Origin of the sequence: Pseudomonas rhizophila, from assembly GCF_003033885.1 — a bacterium.
GTDB lineage: Bacteria > Pseudomonadota > Gammaproteobacteria > Pseudomonadales > Pseudomonadaceae > Aquipseudomonas > Aquipseudomonas rhizophila.
Map to the genome: position 1 here is coordinate 1,601,315 of NZ_CP024081.1, position 17,169 is coordinate 1,618,483.

Annotated in this window: 13 protein-coding genes; 3 read left to right on the forward strand and 10 right to left on the reverse strand. The window is 51.2% G+C overall.

Going from position 1 to position 17,169, the window contains the following annotated elements; genetic code table 11:
- The first annotated feature begins 233 nt into the window (after nucleotides 1–233).
- On the forward strand, nucleotides 234–692 hold the full coding sequence (locus tag CRX69_RS07575; RefSeq protein WP_047229458.1) for a GNAT family N-acetyltransferase: 459 nt from the start codon (nucleotides 234–236) through the stop codon (nucleotides 690–692).
- Between the two features lie 506 nt (nucleotides 693–1,198).
- Nucleotides 1,199–2,473 carry a glycoside hydrolase family 68 protein gene (locus tag CRX69_RS07580; RefSeq protein ID WP_107321798.1) on the forward strand — a complete coding sequence of 425 codons (1,275 nt, stop codon included), beginning with the start codon at nucleotides 1,199–1,201 and terminating at the stop codon, nucleotides 2,471–2,473.
- 576 nt (nucleotides 2,474–3,049) lie between these two features.
- Here CRX69_RS07580 and CRX69_RS07585 read toward each other — a convergent pair.
- The 5 genes from CRX69_RS07585 to CRX69_RS07605 form a co-directional block, all read right to left on the reverse strand.
- A complete protein-coding gene (locus CRX69_RS07585) occupies nucleotides 3,050–5,140 on the reverse strand; it encodes an AIPR family protein (RefSeq protein WP_107321799.1) in 2,091 nt (696 codons plus the stop codon).
- Between the two features lie 16 nt (nucleotides 5,141–5,156).
- Nucleotides 5,157–6,095 carry a PD-(D/E)XK motif protein gene (locus CRX69_RS07590; RefSeq protein ID WP_157952116.1) on the reverse strand — a complete coding sequence of 313 codons (939 nt, stop codon included), beginning with the start codon at nucleotides 6,093–6,095 and terminating at the stop codon, nucleotides 5,157–5,159.
- The gene (locus tag CRX69_RS07595) at nucleotides 6,079–8,817 is read right to left on the reverse strand and encodes a Z1 domain-containing protein (protein ID WP_107321801.1); all 2,739 of its coding nucleotides are present in this window, start codon (nucleotides 8,815–8,817) and stop codon (nucleotides 6,079–6,081) included. The genes CRX69_RS07590 and CRX69_RS07595 overlap by 17 nt, the downstream gene beginning before the upstream one ends.
- On the reverse strand, nucleotides 8,814–10,280 hold the full coding sequence (locus tag CRX69_RS07600; RefSeq protein WP_107321802.1) for an ATP-binding protein: 1,467 nt from the start codon (nucleotides 10,278–10,280) through the stop codon (nucleotides 8,814–8,816). The genes CRX69_RS07595 and CRX69_RS07600 overlap by 4 nt, the downstream gene beginning before the upstream one ends.
- A gap of 236 nt (nucleotides 10,281–10,516) precedes the next feature.
- On the reverse strand, nucleotides 10,517–12,142 hold the full coding sequence (locus CRX69_RS07605) for a DNA cytosine methyltransferase (RefSeq protein WP_107321803.1): 1,626 nt from the start codon (nucleotides 12,140–12,142) through the stop codon (nucleotides 10,517–10,519).
- Nucleotides 12,143–12,170: 28 nt separating this feature from the next.
- On the opposite strand from CRX69_RS07605, the gene CRX69_RS07610 reads away from it, so the two are divergent.
- Nucleotides 12,171–12,578 (forward strand): very short patch repair endonuclease, encoded by a 408-nt coding sequence (locus tag CRX69_RS07610; protein ID WP_107321804.1) that lies wholly within the window; start codon nucleotides 12,171–12,173, stop codon nucleotides 12,576–12,578.
- A gap of 524 nt (nucleotides 12,579–13,102) precedes the next feature.
- On the opposite strand, the gene CRX69_RS07615 is transcribed toward CRX69_RS07610, so the two are convergent.
- From CRX69_RS07615 to CRX69_RS07635, 5 genes are all read right to left on the reverse strand, one after another.
- Nucleotides 13,103–13,834 (reverse strand): LexA family transcriptional regulator, encoded by a 732-nt coding sequence (locus CRX69_RS07615; RefSeq protein ID WP_107321805.1) that lies wholly within the window; start codon nucleotides 13,832–13,834, stop codon nucleotides 13,103–13,105.
- A 194-nt stretch (nucleotides 13,835–14,028) separates the two neighbouring features.
- Nucleotides 14,029–14,556, reverse strand: coding sequence for an inorganic diphosphatase (ppa, locus tag CRX69_RS07620; RefSeq protein WP_047229468.1), 528 nt, complete (start codon nucleotides 14,554–14,556; stop codon nucleotides 14,029–14,031).
- Between the two features lie 111 nt (nucleotides 14,557–14,667).
- On the reverse strand, nucleotides 14,668–15,480 hold the full coding sequence (locus CRX69_RS07625; protein WP_107321806.1) for a M90 family metallopeptidase: 813 nt from the start codon (nucleotides 15,478–15,480) through the stop codon (nucleotides 14,668–14,670).
- Between the two features lie 6 nt (nucleotides 15,481–15,486).
- A complete protein-coding gene (locus CRX69_RS07630; protein ID WP_107321807.1) occupies nucleotides 15,487–16,143 on the reverse strand; it encodes a DedA family protein in 657 nt (218 codons plus the stop codon).
- A 466-nt stretch (nucleotides 16,144–16,609) separates the two neighbouring features.
- Nucleotides 16,610–17,071, reverse strand: coding sequence for a GNAT family N-acetyltransferase (locus CRX69_RS07635; protein ID WP_076383489.1), 462 nt, complete (start codon nucleotides 17,069–17,071; stop codon nucleotides 16,610–16,612).
- Between the last annotated feature and the right edge of the window lie 98 nt (nucleotides 17,072–17,169).

Here is a 17,169-nt window from a genome sequence, read left to right on the forward strand (position 1 = left end):
TACGGGGCTGGGCTTGTTCAGCTGCGAGATTACGATAGTTGGGGTTTGGCTGGAGGGGTAATTCTCGAGATGCGCGCGGGTAGGCATCTGGCAACGAATTCACCGGTGAATAAAGAACCCCTGTAGGAGCGGGCTTGCCACAAGCCTCTGTGGGAGCATAGCTTGCTCGCGATAGCGGTTCATCAGCCAAACAGGTCAACACCCTGTTGTCCCAAACATAAGGAACGCTCCAAATGCCGCAAATGGATTGGCTCGAAAACCACATGGACAAATGCGACCAGATGGCCGAGTGGCTTCACCAGGAATTCAGCTATGAATTCGCCCAGCAATCCCTCGCCAGTTGGCAGCAAGAGTTCGCTGCGGGCCAACGTGATGGACACTGGAAATGCCTGATCGCCACGGAGCAAGACCAGTTGCTAGGCGGCGTCTCACTGGCCAGCGACGACCTGCCCGACCGACCAGAACTCGGCCCATGGCTGGCATGCGTCTTCATCACCCCAACCGCCCGCCGCAGAGGCCTTGCCGCGCAACTGATCGAAGGCATCTGCAACCATGCCAGAGAAGCGGGATTCACCACCTTGTACTTGCACACCCACAACCAGCGCGACTACTACACCGGGCTTGGCTGGGAAGTGCTGGAGCGCTTTGAGGCATGGGGGAAAGAGCAATGGTTGATGTCGCGGCAGCTGTAGCCACCGCCGGGCCGCACACCAGCGAGTCGATTGTTCCTACGCGGATCCTGGGCATAGGCAACCCCCCGACACAACCCCAGCACCCATCAAGCATCTGACCCACCGCCATAGCAGTCATTTCGCGCATCCCCTGTGGGAGCGAGCCTGCTCGCGATAGCGATACACCAGTCAACATCAGCGCCACTGATTCACCACCTCACGAGCAGAACACGGCAATCCGCTCCCTCTATGCACTGCCTCCCATTGCGCAGTTACGCGCGCTTCCACCAATCAGCGATTCAAAGCACCGAGCGTGCAGGCAACGTCGCCGATCTACCCTGGAACTAACTTCTGCAAACGTTCATGGCTGAAACGTATCAGCTACAAGAAAAACCAAAATATGCACAAATGCATTTTTTCGCTTGACCCACATGGGTGAGCCTCTATAAGGTGGTTTCACTGTATGTGCATACAGTATTTCTAAAGCGTCATTTATTTGAATCCATTCATGGACGAGGCACTACCTTATGAAAACCAACACTGAAAAATTCGGTGTAACACCCCATCAACCCAGCCTTTGGACCCGCGCTGATGCGTTGAAAGTCCGGGCAGATGACCCCACCACCACTCAGCCGCTGGTCCGCGCGGATTTCCCGGTACTGAACAACGACGTATTCATCTGGGACACCATGCCCCTGCGCGACCTGGACGGTAACGTGACCTCCGTCGATGGCTGGTCGGTGATCTTCACCCTGACGGCCGATCGTCATCCAAACGACCCGCAGTACCTCGATGAGGACGGCAACTACGACATCCTCCGCGATTGGAACGATCGTCACGGTCGGGCAAAGATGTACTACTGGTTTTCGCGTACCGGCAAGAACTGGGAATTCGGTGGCCGTGTGATGGCCGAAGGCGTTTCGCCGACCGCTCGCGAATGGGCCGGTACGCCGATCCTGTTGAACGACCGCGGTGAAGTGGACCTGTATTACACCGCCGTCACCCCAGGCGCGACCATCGTCAAGGTGCGCGGTCGGGTGGTGACCACTGAACACGGTGTCAGCATGGTCGGCTTCGAGAAGGTCAAGCCGCTGTTCGAGGCCGACGGCAATATGTATCAGACCGAAGCACAAAACGCTTTCTGGGGTTTCCGCGACCCATGGCCATTCCGCGACCCGAAAGACGGCAAGCTGTACATGCTGTTCGAGGGTAACGTGGCCGGTGAGCGCGGCTCACATAAAGTGGGAGAGGCAGAAATCGGCGATGTGCCGCCAGGTTATGAAGATGTCGGCAACTCGCGCTACCAGACCGCCTGCGTTGGCATCGCCGTAGCCCGCGACGCGGACGGTGACGACTGGGAAATGTTGCCGCCACTGCTGACCGCCGTGGGCGTAAACGACCAGACCGAGCGCCCGCACTTCGTGTTCCAGGATGGCAAGTACTACCTGTTCACCATTAGCCATACCTTCACCTATGCCGACGGCGTGACCGGGCCGGACGGCGTGTACGGTTTCGTCGCGGACTCGCTCTTCGGCCCTTACGTGCCGCTGAACGGTTCCGGCCTGGTGCTGGGCAACCCGTCCTCGCAGCCATTCCAGACCTACTCGCACTATGTAATGCCAAACGGCCTGGTGACCTCCTTCATCGACAGCGTACCGACCGACGAAACCGGCACGCAGATTCGTGTGGGTGGCACTGAGGCACCCACGGTGGGCATGAAAATAAAAGGGCAGCAGACCTTCGTGGTGGCCGAGTACGACTACGGTTACATCCCGCCGATGCTCGACGTCACGCTCAAGTAAACCGACGCAGGGGTTTCAGGCAACGGGTTTGAGGTCGATGTCAAAATCGTTGTGGATATGATCGAGATATCCCGCCTGATTCATTGCGACGTTGCTCGCAAGCCCCATTGAATAACGAGTCGTAACCCTCTTCGCGACTGGCTGCAAGGATGCAGTCGGTCGCGAATGCGTTCCCTCGAGCAAACCCGCTCTGCCATTCCTATGTTTGAAATGCCTGACGTGTCGCCATTTTTGGATTTCAGCGACACGTTCTATCGTCATGTCGCCAGCAGCGACATATGCATACACGTTCCTCTGTGGGTGCGAGCCTGCTCTCGATAGCGGCTCATCAGCCAAATAGATCAGCAGCCTACAGACCAATCTGCAGCCCCGACACAACCCCAATATCCAGCCGACATCGCCTTGCGCTATTGCTTACAGTTGATTCGGAATGTCTGCTTGCCAATGGATATTGTTGAGGGTGAGGTAGGGCGTGACGCAAGCTGTCCTTCGGTCACAAAAAAGGTCTTGCATAGCAAGACCTTTCCGAAAACTAAGGTGGATATAAAAAAGACTAATCAATGAAATTCCACGCATTTATAGAGCAAGATAGCCGTCCTCAATCATCTGTCCCCGTAGTTTCCAAAGTTCTATACACTGACGTTCTGTAGGAAGCTTATGGGGGATTTGAGTTGCGATGCTCAATAGACTAACCTGCTTGGGCGAAAGTTTCCCCTTCTTGACCCCCCAATTTAATAGACGTGTCCATTCCGCGCCGGGCAAGTCTACGACCATAATTTGAAGTTGTATGCCATCATCTGTTTTTTGCATCGTCTTCGATTTTTTTCCATCCTCAACAGAGAGGCGCACATCCTGAAGAAAATCATCTGAGTTTAAAACTAGCTTTACTTTGGTGTTCTTTACTTGTTCCCAACAGGCTTGCATTTTTGCCCATTCAGTGACGTTATCCTTGGGTCTGTCAGGATCGGTAAGCACGAGAAAAACTTTTTCTGCAATTATAGATAGTTGGTCGCATAGTGCCTGCGGAACAGCCTGTAGGTCCCAAATAGCTCTGAAGTTGAATTGCTTGCCCAGTGCGTCCTCAGATATCAAATTATGAAGCTTAGCGATCGAGTAGGTTACGATGTTTGCACGATAACCCCCTTGGTACCATATCTGTTGGCTAACTAGAGACTCCGTTTTTCTGAAGATTATAGCTAGAGCAACTATGCTGCGAAAGTACTCTTCGTTATAAGTCTTGCCGTCCGATGTCCATGATTTTGAAATGATGTCAGCAAAAAATATAAAGTTTTTTTGCGCCCCCATGCTTACTCTATGGGGTTGCTCGCGCCAACTATTTTCATATTTTGCAACATCGGTTTTTGTAAATAGCTGGTTTTTTGGGTTCTGTACTAAGAAGTGGTTTTTTTGTGCGCTTGTGAGCTTGGCTTGTTCATTAAAATACTGACCTCTAGCTCGCTCATAAAACCAATGTGTTCCAAATTGTGCCCCAGTTTTGGGCGAGGTGAACAGTCGTCGAGAGAATTCTTGAAGGCGAATATGAAACGGGTGATTGGAGAAAAAGTCTGCATCGCTAACTTTATTCTGGCTATTCGCGTAACGTGCAATTTCCGGAGTTAATTCCCCAGCTTTTTCCGGTGGCAGAACAGAAAGTTTCATCTGCACCATAACTTTTGAGAGGTCCAAGCAGTCTTTACGTGCAGTACCACCTCTCTTTGCAAACGCTAACGATGCCGTGGTTTGTCCTCCGTTCACAATTTGAAGGTTCACCGCGCTTCGAATACGCATCCCCCCCCCCGCATCCTCCTCTAGTACAACGTTTTCAGCAGTCGCCGCAATTCCATTATTGAATGCAAAAAACATCTCTGGCTGATTACGAATCGTGTTTTGTATTGCAGCGTTCACCTTGCCTTTTGTACTCAAAAAAGTTCGAACATTACCTTCAAGCAATCGGCTGCCGTAAATGTCGTATATATCCGCTAAAGTGTCGCCGGGAATCATGCAAAGATAAGCGCTATAGTCCCCCTGAGATTCGGCAGCAGCAAGGCATTTCAGACCGCTCGTTTCGTTTGTCGAAAAATCAACAACAAGATCATCCCGTCCAGTAGCTGAGATATAAGCTGAATGAAATCGTCCGATATCCCAGATATGGAATTCGACAGGAGTACCGCTCACGGCATCTTCAGGCCATCCTTTCTGACGAGTTTTTAGCATGCCATCGCTGACGAAATAGAAACGGTATTTCGTTATTTTCGAATGCCAATTCATTAAGTCACATGCGAAGCCAAAGCCTGGTTGGCTTTCGTCTACACTACCGTCAGTTAAATTACCCTCCAATGCCTCTTCAAGAAAGGCCCGCAAATCACCGAGTGCAGCCTTTGCATCGGAAGTAATAAACGAGGGCACTTCATCCTCATTAAAAAAGTCAGCTATCAAAAGAGCCATAGAGTTGTCGGCATCATCGAATGAATAGCCATCCACTCGGAGTCTTTTGCGCTTTCCATTGACGCCCTCAAATCTGCACATTTCGAAGGAAAGAAGCTCCTCCGCCTCTACCAGCCTCTCTCCGCACTCCTCCACAAATGTGGTGCGAATAAAGTCGCGCGAAGATTCGGCTTTTGAACGGACGGTTTCTATGATGTCTTTATGAAATGTGAGGAGATCCATATGACTTACCCGTGCGCTATATCTGAAAAGGGATGCAGCTTTGGAGATTTAGTTTGTATTTGACACTACGAATTCCTGGTGATAGATCTTGTGGGCGAATACAGGGAAAACCAGCGCTGACTTTATAGCGGGTTACTTTTCCTAGAGTCATTACCCACGCGTCATATTCGGGGCGTATAACATAGCCAGATCTTAGTAGCGCACTTTCAAATGCTGAATACGTATCAAAATCTGATTTAATTGTTCTTCGAATTTCATCAATCAACTGATTCAGTGTGAAGCCAGCTTCCGTATCCTCAGATCCACTACCGAGCTCGATAACAATGAGCTCCAACTCTCGTTGGGTGAAGTCAAGTTGTCTTTCTGAGGCTATTATAACCTCATTCGCCGCAGGCCAAATTGTTTTGACCTCCCACGCGTTTTTTTCAAATTGGAAGTCCTGATCAGCTCGATCGGGTCCTTTCCAGCTCTGAACTGCCGCTGATGCGCTAATAGTCCCAATTAATGTCTTTAGGTGAAGAAGCTCACCAGTCAATCCTCGAACTTGCCCTTCGGTCAATAAATCGAAATTCCCCCGTTCAAATAGCAAGCGCCAGCTAACAAGGCGAGCTAAAACAAATGGAAGGCCTCTAGATTTCTCCCCGCATTGACGTGAGGATTCAATTAGGTCTCCGCAGAAGAGCAAGAATAACTCGGAAAGCTCAGGTTTTTCTAATATGAAAAGTAGAGACCATTGGTTATCTTCTCGGAGCACGCTGTGAATTTTTACTGATTGGAGTTCCAACTCAATACTAGGGTTTTTTTGTGTAATCAACAGGAGTGTGAGCCGGCCCATTGAGTCCACACCTGCGTAAAAATCGAGTAAGTGCTCCGCGTCAATTCGGCGAAAACCGGATCCGACACCTTCCGATTTAATCGCCGTCCAGATGGATTTAACCTTATTCATCATCTTCATCGTCCTCATCATCGTTGTCGTCTATGGAGGGATTATCTCCAGACAAAATATTTCTGAGTTCGACAAGGTTAATACGATAAGCGACTCGGTGACTCGACACGTTAAGAGAGGGGAAGCTTAGACCTATTGCCACCAGCGCATCACAATCGGGCGGAAGCGTATAAGCGATTTCCTCATTGCTCTCATCTCTCGGTTGAATCAAATGGATCAGCAGCAGCGGCGCCTGCCTTACAGCAGCATATGCTTTACCTGGTATTGTTTGAACGCTTTTCTTGGACTCGCTTCGGAAACGAAGGTCTGCTGCCTGAACTTCAGTTTCAGATAATCCCACTTTCTCATCACCTGCAGAACCCACTCGAAGTTTGTTTCCGTTAACAAGCAAGGCTTTGATACTTTCATCAATGGAGATTTTCCGAATTCGCCTTTTTACTTCTATGTCACCAACAAATCTGATTGAATCTCCGCTACCTGTTGGTAAAGCCACATCCCAGTGATCGAGTTTGTCGTCATTTGATTTCTCGATAAATTCTGCCAAGCTCGATGTTTGTAGTTTGATGCTAAGGGGATGGTTGACAAATGCCTTTAAGAATTTTACAACCAATTGCTTCGGTACGGATCGCCATACCGGAAAGGAGCCATTCTCAGGTTTTGCAGTTGGGCACGAGATCACTGAACGTACGAAACTTTGTGCTTCCTTATAGTTGGCGGTAACTATAGAAGGGTCTTTCAATAATCTAGGCGACTCTAAACTTTCTTCAGTTATAGAAATGATTTGTATTATTTCGTCCGAGTCCCTCATTTTATTTCTGGCTGTAATGAGTAGTGACTCAGGGTGAGACCTTACGCGCAATCCAAAGTCAATTGGTTTAAGGCGCGAGTTCTGCATTCGACGCACTTCATTACGTAGTTCGTCGGTGGCCTCCGAAATATGGGCATACCAATCAGCGGTTTCCTCAGTCATCCAGATTTTACACAGATCTTCATAGCCAACGCGATAGCCGAACCACCGCCCCATTTGAAGCAACGCGTCGTACATCTGAGTAGATCTGTAGAAATAACTGACACACAGTCCTTCTAACGTTAAACCACGCGCCAAGCTATTACCGCCTACCGCTATAACTCTTAGTCCATGTTCTTTGTAGGCGGTGTAATCTAGGCTAGCTGGTCCACTTTTTTGGTTTACGGCCGTAGTTTGAATCGGTAGTGTGGAGGCCACAAGCTGGGCTTGGACTTGGCCCCAAGATACCTCCAAATTGGAAAAATGCCGTTGAAACTTATTAAAAAGAGTGCTTATGGTTTGGTTTTGTATCGCCTCATCGAAGGACAATGATGCATAATTCTGAATGTCACCCTGCATCAGGCGGACCTCATGGTCCAAGATATCTCTTACTTGATCTTGTATTAGTGTGAAATGACTCACGTTTACTAGCATGGATCTGTGCTTTGGCATACTCGCACGAATATCCATCAGTGTATTAACCAAAAAAAAGCACACAACAGCGTCTATTAGAGAGGGGGGAACACCCTCTATGTTGCTATCAGAGGTTTGCCCACGAGGAAAATATTCTTCCGCGTCGTGAATTACCTCTAAGCATTTCAAATCAGATGTTTCGCTGAAAATCCGGCTTGCCCCAACATAGTTTGTAGGGGCTTCCAAGGTGTAAATAAAATCACGAGGAAATAAATCATCCCCCTCAACATTGTTCGTGGTGTCGGGATTTATAAATACATTCGCGAAGGGAGTGGCGGTGAATCCAACGTAGCTGGATCTCGGAAAAACTTTTAGCAACCCTCGTATGGCCGAATTTATCGCAGTTGCTTTTTTGGGGTTTGTATTAATGGACGCATTATCTGCTTCGTCATCAATCAGCAGTAGGGGGATGTCAATATTTCCACCTGCACTTGCATTATAGTTAACCAGCCAGTCGGCAAGATTTTCGAGAATCCGCTTATTTTTTTTTACTACAAGGAGTACCGGTTCCCTATAGTCTCTTAACCTAAATCCTAACTGATTTACAGTTGTTGCCTTGAAGTCGCCTACTGTAGATGTAAAAACCCCTGCTGACCTCGCAGCGTCAATTAATCCTACCCCGATTTCTTTTCTATGGCGTTTTCTGTTATTAACGACGCCCGAACTATCAAGCCCAACGAAGCCCGCGTCCAAACGTTCTTGGGTTTGCCGTCTCAAACTTTCTAACGTGCCCGTCAACAGAATCACTAGCTTATAACCGGCATCTGCTGCTTTGCAGATTAGACCAGTGTAATTTGACGTCTTCCCCGACTGAACGTCGCCCATTACCAAGCCCCGACGAGGCCATCCGGTGCGACCCGATGGATCTCCCATCAAATCCAAGATCTCATCTGTAACCTTGTCTAGAGAATTAACGACCTTGGGGCCCCAACCTTGTTTCAAAAGGTCTGTTTTATAGCGATTCCAATAAAATGGGTCGATTTCGGCTTTTCGTGCTCTTAACCATGGGTTTTGTTCGTCGTAAACACAGTCTCCCAATCCCATGTCAACTGTAAGGGCCTCATGAAGTCGCTTAATAACAGTTTCAAACTCCTCGTCGGTGACTGTATAGGGTGGGATTGACCGAAGAGTGGAGGCTAAGTCTAAAATGCCTCCCTCGGTTGGAATCCCATCCACCGTCAGCGCCGTGATAACACCTAGTTCCAAACGTCGAGCGTTCGCTGACAATACCTTCCTGGAAGCCTCACTCATGACTCATATTCCTCAATGATTTTTTTTGTCAGCGCCGGATACAAATTAAATGGTTCAATCAAGTGGAGGGACATTAGCAGTTGTTTTCGAGCCGGTGAGTCCAAAGGCATATTGCTCAGAAGATCGGCGATCATGCCGTTAATGCTTTCGACTGAACTGTCGTTGGCGAAGTCAGATCTGATATCGCTCGCCATCCGATTATACAAGGCGTCTGCGGGGAAGGAGCTTTCGATAACGCCTAGGATCAGATTGAGCTGCATTCTCCCTTCTTTATCGAGAGACTTAGAAAACTCTGAAATTAGTGGGTGCTTTCGATTGATATCGAATCGGACCCCTGATCTATCGATAACTTCGTTCCATCCAGTAGCGACCTCAGAGTCAGAGACTTTTCGGCCTTTAAAAGTGATGGTTCGCCCACTTACGGCTCTAATTCTATCTACGGTTCGTTTCAGATTTAATCGGACTATCTCAGGAGGGTGGGCAGCCGATTTTTTTATGTCTAAGGTCCAAAGATGATCGAGCGCATTTGGAATGTCCACCCGAACGCGCGCAAGTTTGCTCAGCTCATCTTTTCGCGCCAAGCGAAACCATGTGCCCCAAATGATTAGTCGTCTATTTCTGTAAATATAAAAACCCTGCTGGCTTCGAACTCCCTCGGTTCCCCCAACAAGTTGTGTGTCGTTATTACTAAGTTTGCTTATGTGAGGCAAGATAAAGGGTTTGACCACGACCTTCTTGCCCTCTACGGAAAAAATTTCCTCATCCAATGGCTGTGTGGCTTTGTGATGGGTAAGGAACGGGTCAAACGGCACAATTAAAGAGCCGTTCAAAGCTATTGAAATTTTAGGTTTGCTTCCCTCTTTAACTAGGAATCTATGGAAAACAAGTGATAAATGCTCGCGAGCGGTCAACATCTTCATGCCTAGCGCACTTTCTGGATCTGTCTCTCCAATAAGTAATTTATCTAAGTTTTGCCACAATACGATTGTTCCAGTTTTCTGCAACGAAAGCTGATTAAAATGAGGTAGAGCTTGGTATTCTGATGCTTCTAGCTGAAGCATTACCCAGGCACCTTTTTCGATAACGACATCAAGGTCCCAGCAATAGGCACTTATGTTCGCATCTTGTTTCGAAATAACTGTCATGCGCCGGCATTGAGATATGGAAGCGGTTTTTAATCCTAAGCCGTAGCGGCCCATATCTTCTCCGCTTCTTTCTAAAAGGGGATTTTTACTGCCGTGTCGCATCGCGTTCTGTAGCGCCTCATGCGACATACCTTTTCCATCGTCTATAACCGCGATGTAAGGAGTATCGTTAGGGCGGAACTCGATATAAATCTCTTTTGCGTGGGCGGAGATACTGTTATCTATCAAATCCGCCACGGCCGAATCCAATGTATATCCAATAGATCGCATTGACTCGAGCAAGGAGGCTGCGTGGGGAGGGTGTTGAACCTCTTTCATCGCAGCCGCCTTCCGGTACGGAAGTCAATCGAAATGGTCTCGAACAGAAGCATCCTTGTCCCCCTGCGGGCTGGTGTTAATTCCTTGCAGTCCATCCTGCCGCGCAGCATGGCTTTGATCATAGATTAGCCGACAAGGCATGACATCTATTGGCCACCATTCTTTACACAAATTTAGCTATGTCGCAAGTCCGATTCGTTGGTGGCGTTGCGTTATGTACCGTAGCAACCCCGTTTTCAGCTGATCATGGAGGCCACATTCCTTTCGGGACGCTGAGAGGAGATTCTACCCTTGATAATACGCTCGACTACTCTCGCAATTTTACTTGCAAGTAGAGGAGGAACGGCGTTGCCGACTTGATGGTATTGTTGTGTGCGATTTCCCAGAAAAAAATAATTATCGGGAAAGGTTTGTAATCTGGCCGCTTCCCTTACAGTCAAACTGCGACATTGATTAGGGTCGTAATGAATGAAATAGTGTCCATCTTTCGAGATGTGGCTGGTTATGGTAGAAGAGTGCTGGCGATCAATTTGAACCCGAAAACGATCACTAAATTTACCACTTTCCCAGTTTTTATGGTCAGGTGCTAATCCAGGAAGATTGAATTCTTGATGACCCTTTGGAGAGTAGTGATGGGCCTGCGCGAAGACTGACGCATAAATATAGCGCTTAAGATCAGCGCTCATGTGGCTTCGAGCTTCGTGGTTGAGCCAAACGCCTAATTTAGAGTCTGTAAGCCAAGAATTTAGTTCGTCCGAGTTTACTGATCCACTCCAAGAGCTGGTTTTTTTAACGCGTAGTCCTCCATTGTTTAAACTTCCGCCCGAAAAAGAATCTCGAAATATCCTAAGTTTCATTTCTAAAGTGAGATCCTTTTTTTCGGACGAAATAAGATCCCTATGTAGGGTTTCGAGATGTCTCAAAATCTCGTTGCACCACTTGTCTGGGGTGTCATTTCCTCTGGAGAGTGTACTGCGCAGTGGAGGGAGGTTTCCAAGAACGTCCCTAACGGTGACAGGTGGAGCGGATGCAAGTTTGTGTTCGCTTATGCCGCCAACGTAATCCTCAGATACGCCTACTAGTATAACTCTGTGGCGACCTTGCGGAATGCCGTAATCTTCTGCGCGTATTATAAAATTATTAAAATCTATAGAGTCTGGCTCCATCCCAGATTCATAGATGTCATCTGAAACTAAAGAGCAGATTTTATATTTTTTTCCGGTTCCGTTTTTTATCCCCAGCGCCGCATCAGGGTCGGCAAGGTCTTGGAGTATTTGGGGGAAAATTTGCGTGCCACCAACTTTTGAGGAAAGAATTCCTTTGACGTTTTCCATGACAAATACAGCAGGGCGCTTTCTCTGGATTATTCGCAGGTATTCCCTATATAAAAAGTGACGATGATCATCTTCCGCTTTGTAGTCGATATTTCCTTTGTTGCGCGCGCGCCCAACAATTGAATAAGCTTGACAAGGAGGTCCACCAATTAATACCCAAGGCTTACTGGTATCCAGTCGTTTCTCCAGAATCCGGTCTAGTTCGGCATTTCCTTCTACGCTTCCGAGTTTAATTTGACGAGCTTCGGTGTCGGCATGTTGCCATTCTTTATAACTGTCTGAGCTCCAAGGTTGTGCCACACCAGCCGTTTCGCAGTAATAATAATAATCTTCAAGGGCTGCTGGGTTGTATTTTTTTAGCGCTCGATAAAATGCGCGAAGTCTCAGTGTGGATCGAGCGAACGGATCCATCTCGGCAGAGACTAATATATCAAAGCTTCTGCCCCCACTGAGTGAAGAGAACCCTTCACCTAGGCCGCCGGGGCCGGCAAAGAGATCCACGACCTGTAAAGGGTTGTCACAATTCATGAGCTACATCTGCCAAAGGTAATCGAAAGTGGATGTTGTAGATAAAGAGACCAGGTCGAGGATGATGGCAGCAATAACCGGCAAAAATACGCAGCCTGAGCTTGCGTTGCGCCGGTTCCTTCATGCCAATGGTTACCGCTTTCGCCTGCACCGCAAGGACCTCCCAGGGAAGCCTGACATTGTAATTCCCAAACTACGGACCTGTATATTTGTACATGGATGTTTTTGGCATCGCCATGCGGGGTGTCGGTACGCTACTACACCTAAGACCCGGAGCGAATTCTGGGCAGCAAAATTTTCCAGAAATGTTGAGAGAGACCTCGAAAATGTTTACGCCTTGAGGTCCCTCGGCTGGAGGGTTATTACCATTTGGGAGTGTGAGATCAAGCGAGGTTCCGAATGCCTTTCTCAGCTGCAACACGCCCTTCAGGAGTAGGGCAACCATCGACAGGGCTATGTTTTCCTAGCTCACTCATGGACGCTAGCATTCAAAGGTCTATCCAGAGAGGCTGGCTACTCAGCGACCAGAGCTTCCACAAAATCCTTCATACAACAAGGCTGTAAAGATTTGGAAAGTGAGGATAAATTTCTTGCGTGCATTAAAAAGCCGGCTTATGGCCGGCTTCTCGTTGACTAACTCAGTTCGTTTTTGACAAACCTCACCAGCCTTCAAAACGTACATCCGGCTCTTGCGGCCGGCTGTGGGACTTGGTCAGAAAGTGATCTGCCTTGTCGGTGCGAGCGTGGGCTCGCAAATGTGGGGCGGAGGATACGCGGGTTTGCTTCAGAATCCCAGTGGTAAGTGGTGTGGAATCATTGGGTTAGGGGTGATTCAGGGGGAAAGCAGGGGGCTGCTGCGCAGCCCAGCGGGAGCAAGCTCCCTCGCCACAAAAGCTTCTGCCACAGCCTCTGCCACGGCTCCTGCCACAATTCCCGCCACGGTTTCTGGCCTTGGGTGGGTTAGTCGAACACCGGCGGTCTCCGTTTGTTGAGGGTGGACCACCAGAACACCCAGCCGATTACCCGGATGTGTTGCGCTTCGATCTGTTCGGCGCTGAAGACCTCGTCAGGATACGCAGCACAGTTATGGCTACGCAGGCGTAGCCGATTACCGGGAATGCGGTGCAGGTATTTGATGCGCAGCATGCCGTCGTGCTCAAGCGCATAGATATGGCCGTCGACGATTTGGGTCAGGCCGCGGTCGATGGCGAGGGTGGAGCCGTCTTCGATGCGTTCGGCCATGCTGTCGCCGACCATGGTGGTGCAGATGGCGTCGCCGGGGTCGATTTCCAGGGATTCTAGGTGGCTGCGGGGCAGGCGGATGGTTTGGTCGGGGATTTCGATGATGTGGGTTTTGGTTTCGCCGGGGGCGATGGGGGCTTCCTTGTAGAGGGGCAGTTCGATGTCCGTGGTTTCTTGCACGCTGTAGACGCCATCGTTTTCGGCGGCTTCATAGGTGATGCCAGGGCCCAGGCCCAGTGGGGTCTGCGGGCCTTCGCCGGTGGCGAGCCATTGCGGGCTGACGGTCAGCAGGCTGGCGATGGAGTAGATGCGCCCTGGCGGGATGCCACGGTTGAACCAGTTGTTTATGTGCTGGGATTTCACGCCGTATAACTTCGCGAAGTCGGCGGATCGGATATTCGCTTCTTTTAGAAGGGCTCTGAAGCGGTCGCCACTGGAAAGTATTTTCATAAACGGAAAGTTTAGGGGCGACTGTGTTTTCGGCAATAAACAAGTCGTGCAAATATATAAGACGATCTTTCCGTTTGCAGGATTTGAAAGGGGCGGGCTAAACGGGGTTAAACGGTATTAATACAACTTTGTATTTATCATTATTAAGACATAAAAAACCCCGGTGCAAACCGGGGTTTTTCTTTACTTCAGTCTCAGCCTTTGTAGGCGGCAACCGACTTGGTGATCGCTTCGCGGGCGGCGTCAGCACCGGCCCAGCCTTCGATCTTGACCCACTTGCCTTTCTCGAGATCCTTGTAGTTCTCGAAGAAGTGTTCGATCTGCTGGATCAGCAGGGCTGGCAGGTCGGTGTATTCCTTCACGTCGACGTACAGCTGCGACAGTTTGTCGTGCGGTACGGCGATGACTTTGGCGTCGCCGCCGCCGTCGTCGGTCATGTTCAGGATGCCAACCGGACGGGCGCGGATGACCGAGCCTGGGGCGACTGGGTAAGGGGTCACGACCAGCACGTCGAGGGGGTCACCGTCGTCGGCCAGGGTGTTGGGGATGAAACCGTAGTTGGCCGGGTAGAACATTGGGGTGGCCATGAAACGGTCAACGAACAGGCAATCGCTGTCTTTGTCGATTTCGTATTTGATCGGGGCGTGGTTGGCCGGGATTTCGATCGCGACGTAGATGTCGTTCGGCAGGTCTTTGCCAGCCGGAATCTTGCTGTAGCTCATTGGGCGGTGCCCCCGTTAGTTGACCAAATGACTGGTCGGATTGACCAAAAAGTGGCGGCGATTATAGGCATATTCGGCCGTCGATGCCACGTTACAAGGGTCTTAGAGACCTTAGTATGACGCCTGATAGACCGGATCTTCGGCTTGAAGTTGCCGCAGCCGGGCCAGCGGGTCCTGGCGGTAGAACGCCTTGAGCTGTTCATAGACCCGCGGGTACGCCTGGTGCAGCAGGTCTGGGGCGCTGAAGAAGTATTCGCTGGTGACGGCGAAGAACTCCGCCGGATTCTCTGCGGCGTAGGGATCGATGACCGTTTCTGCGTCCGGATCCTGGTCCAGTTGGCGGTTGAGGTCGTCGAAAGCCTGTTGCATGGCGTCGGCCCAGTCTTTGACCCGCATGTCGGCATGCAGCGGTGGCAGGCCGTTGGCGTCGCCGTTGAGCATGTCGAGTTTGTGCGCCAGCTCATGGATCACCAGGTTGTAGCCGTCCCAGCCGCCGCTGGCGAGCACGCCGTCCCAGGCCAGGATGATCGGGCCCTGGGGCCAGGCTTCGCCGCTGTGTTCGCCGTCCCATTCGTGCTCGATGCCGCTGGCGTCACGGTAGCGCTGGGGGCTGAGGAAGTCGTCGGGGTAGAGCACGATTTCGTGGAAGCCCTGGTACCAGTTCAAGTCGCCGAGGTGCATCAGCGGCAATTGGGCCTGGGCGGCGAGCAGCAGGCGTTGTTCCTGGTGCAGTTCGACGCCGGGCAGGGCGCTCAGGTGTTTGTCATGCAGGAACAGTACGCAGGCTTCGCGCAGCCATTGGTCCTCGGTGGCGCTGATGCCGTCGAGAAAGCTCAACTGGTGACGCACCCGCTGCCAGGTTTCCTCGCTGACGGGATGTTTGGCGAGGGTGCGTTGCCGGCGCCAGCCGCTCAGGGACCACATGGGCGATCAGCGCGGATGGGCTTTCGAGGCGCTGGCGGCGAGGCGGCTGCGGATCACGCCGATGATCATCGGTACCAGCGACAGCAGGATGATGCCCAGCACCAGCAGCGACAGGTTCTGCTTGATGAATGGCACGTTGCCGAAGAAGAACCCGAGGGTGACCAGGCCGCCGACCCACAGGATGGTGCCCAGGACGCTGAAGGCGAAGAAGCGCGGGTAGGGCATTTTTGCAACGCCGGCGACGAAGGGGGCGAAGGTGCGGATGATCGGCAGGAAGCGCGCCAGGGTCACGGTTTTGCCGCCGTGCTTGTCGTAGAAGTCGTGGGTTTGTTGCAGGTAGTCGCGGCGGAAGATTTTCGAGTTCGGGTTGCTGAACAGCCGTTCGCCTGCGGTGCGGCCAATGATGTAGTTGGTGCTGTCGCCGAGGATCGCCGCCAGCATCAGCAGGCCACCGAGTAGCACCGGGTCCATGCCGCCACCGGCGGCTACCGCGCCGGCGATGAACAGCAGGGAATCGCCTGGTAGGAAGGGCATCACCACCAGGCCGGTTTCGCAGAAGATCACCAGGAACAGGATGGCGTAGATCCACGGCCCGTAGTTGGTCACCAGCAGGTCGAGGTACACATCGAGATGCAGAATGAGGTCGAGGGGGTTGAAATCCATGCAAAGCACCTGTGGTCGCGGCCTGACTGGGTGGGGCCTGTGGGTCGGGCTTCGAGTAAGGCTACAGCGCGTGTAGCTTTTTCTTACAAGCCGGGAAGAGCGGCATTATACGAGGTCGAGGGTGGTGTGCGTGGTGAGTTTGTAGCGGGGGATGTCGGGAGGCTTCTGGCTGGGTGAAGAACTCTGTGGCGAGGGAGCTTGCTCCCGCTGGAGCGCGAAGCGGTCCCAAATGCAGCCAACCCGGTCTGCCTGATGCACCGCGTGCTCAGGTTCTGGGGCTGCTGCGCAGCCCAGCGGGGATAAATCCCCTCGCCACAACGTTTCACCCAACCACAGGGGTTATCGATCGTTCCTACGCTCCGCGTGGGAATGCATCCCGTGACGCTCTGCGTCAAGCGGAACGCGGAGCGTCCCTGGCGGCATTCCCACGCGGGAGCGTGGGAACGATCAGTCCGCGGTAATCGGGTCAGAGCTCTTCGCTGATCGGCAACACGTAGTTCTTGAACTCGGTGTCTTCCTTGAAGCCGATGGACTCGTAGGTTTTCTGCGCCACCTCGTTGTTGCTGCTGGTGGAGACGCGCATGCGTACGGCGTTGGTTTCCTTGGCCATTTTTTTCGCGGTGCGGATCAGGTTGTCGGCCACCAGTTGGCGGCGGGCGTCTTCGGCGACGTAGATGTCGTTGAGGATCCACACGCGCTTGAGCGACAGTGACGAGAAGCTTGGATAGAGCTGGCAGAAGCCCAGCAACCGGTTGTCATCGTCATCAGGCAACGCCAGGTAGATCACCGATTCCTTGCGGCGCAGGCGTTTTTCGAGGAAGGCTCGGGACGAATCCGGGTAGGGCAGCGAGCCATAGAATTCCCGGTATTTGACGAACAATGGGGTCAGCAGGTCCAGGTGTTCCAGGGTCGCTTGGATAATCCGCATAGTAGGTCTCGTCTGCAAAGGTCGACAGATACTCGGACAACAACGGCGTTCTGCCGTGCTTCGATGCTGCCTGAAAGCGGATCAAAAACGCAAACTTG